Origin of the sequence: Shewanella abyssi (assembly GCF_023284025.1) — a bacterium.
Taxonomy (GTDB): Bacteria; Pseudomonadota; Gammaproteobacteria; order Enterobacterales; family Shewanellaceae; genus Shewanella; species Shewanella abyssi.
Genome location: NZ_JAKIKR010000111.1, coordinates 1 through 2212, shown reverse-complemented (window position 1 = coordinate 2212; position 2212 = coordinate 1). Strand labels below are relative to the sequence as shown.

Below are 2212 nucleotides of genomic sequence, written 5' to 3'. Positions count from 1 at the left end.
ATTTCAATCTAAGATCATCAATTTGCTAGAAAAAGTAATCATGATGTTGGCGAATAAAGCACTAGATGTGAGGCTTTATCCACCAATGAATAGATACCCAAAAGTTTAGCTATCGGATGTAATGCAACTAACTAATTTCCGACATTTTATCATAATGCTCAGGATAACCAGCTTTATAGAACAATAACTTAAAAGCCTCTCTGAAAATATCATAATCAAACTCTTTGAAGTCGATAATATTTTGGCCTACAGAGTGTGATTCTCTATTGATATATCTCATAAATGCTTGGAATTTATTCTGTTGAAGCTCTTCAATATCTGCAACATTACTCAGTTCAATTTTTTGAACAAAACCAAAAAAATACTCAATTACATTTCTCATACAATTTGCTATTAGTGCAGGAGGTTGCTCACCATCATTAATCACCGACCAATAGGACTGATAATCATTTTGGACTTCTTGGTAGCTCATTTTACTGATCGAAGATCCTAAAGAGTTCTTTGATAATCGAAACAGTTTTTGATCTTTTTTACGTCTTCCGTGATTCGTGTCAGTTAGCTCATAAAAGAAGTAAAGGCTATGAGTTAGTACAAAAACTTGTTCAATGTCATCTGACATAAAAAAGTCATTTTTTATCAACCGACCAATATTGTAGACAAAAATATGGGATAAACTTGATACAGGATCGTCTATTATAGCAATTTTCTTTTGTGGTACTTCAGTGGCTGTCAACTTACCTTTAAATAGTTCTCTAAAATATAGAAAACTAATCATCATTTTTTCGCCTTCACTTAATGATGTAAAAACATCTGCATCAGCACCTGAACGAACTACTCGATACAAATTATTTTCATGCTTCATAATTGTAAAGTCTGTAATGCCTATATCTTCTAGTCCCTTAGAAATATTTTGCACAGCTTCATCTATGTTAACTGTATTCTTCTGCTGTTCTATAATCTCTTGTTCTTTAGCGGCTATATCTTTAGCCTTCTGAGTTATTATTAACCTGGCAGAATCAATTATTGTTTGAGCCGCTTTACCTATTTTTTTGTGATTCGATATGGTTTGATCATATTCATACCTTAAGATTTCCCAAAATGCCTTTTTAATACGAGCCTTCTCGCTACTAGCATTATCAATTTTGAGATTGTGTTCATTAATTAATCCGTTAACCAACAGAACAAGAGCATTGAAGTTTTCAACATGTGTCGATGGATCTGTTAGAGTGATTTTAGTGCTTGGATTCGCTTTCTTTTTTTGAATGAGATCTTTATTTTGTTCGATTGCTTTTAAGATCAATGAATGCTCTTCTGTTAACTTTGCCAAGTGCTCAGTTGCGTACTGGGAAGATTTGTAAGAATCTAGTGTCGGGAAGTTTTCAACCAAATTGCCATATTCAGTTTCTATAGACTTAATAGCTGTAATTTTTTCTTCATAAGATTCATCAAAGTAGTCTTTGATTTGCTGAGTTAACTGTTCAGTAATCGTTTTAGATTGACAGAATGGACACTCATTGCTATCGACTAATTCTAGGTACTCTAGTCCTGAACTAACCCAATCAGAGTTTTGTAACTTTTCTATCAGGTCTGCTACTGGACTATCTTTATTACCTACAACAATTTCGTTTAATGCTTCTACGCTTGCATTGGAAAGGTTATCAAGCATAATAATGTCTAGTGTATTAAGTTTGACAGCAGCATCACCATCAATAGCATTTATCTCAGCTTTGAGGCTGTCGATGGTCTTTTCTGGTTTGGTTTCTGGTTTAGATAATGCACTTATGTGCTCGTATAGTTTGGATTTATTACCTTTCAGAGATTCTAAACAATACTCAAGAACTCTATCTCCTCCCGTATAAGTCTGTTTTATTTCCCAAACCTTTTGTTCAGCATTAGTTTTTGCAATTTCGACTTTAGAAACTTGCTTTTCAATAATTTGACCTTGATTGTTCCTCTCTTCCTCCAACTCCTTCAGTTCTTCGGTTTTTTGTTTAATTACTTCTTCCACATGTTTGTTTTCTTCTGAAAGGCCAAATATTCCATTTAAACTATCTGGAGAATAAAAGTTATTACTAATGAACTTTTGATTATAAACAAGGATTGTTTCACCACCATTAGTATTCGAACACTTGTTATATTTGGTGTTTTCTAAGTCATAAAAGTAATTTGAAAACGTACTTTTCCCTGAACCATTTAGACCATAAATTAGGTT

1 protein-coding gene is annotated in these 2212 nt (G+C 33.1%); it reads right to left on the bottom strand.

What is annotated here, in order from left to right; translation table 11 throughout:
- Positions 1–127: 127 nt before the first annotated feature.
- The coding region (locus L2755_RS21880) for an AAA family ATPase (protein WP_248982747.1) at positions 128–2212 on the bottom strand (2085 nt) is incomplete at its 5' end.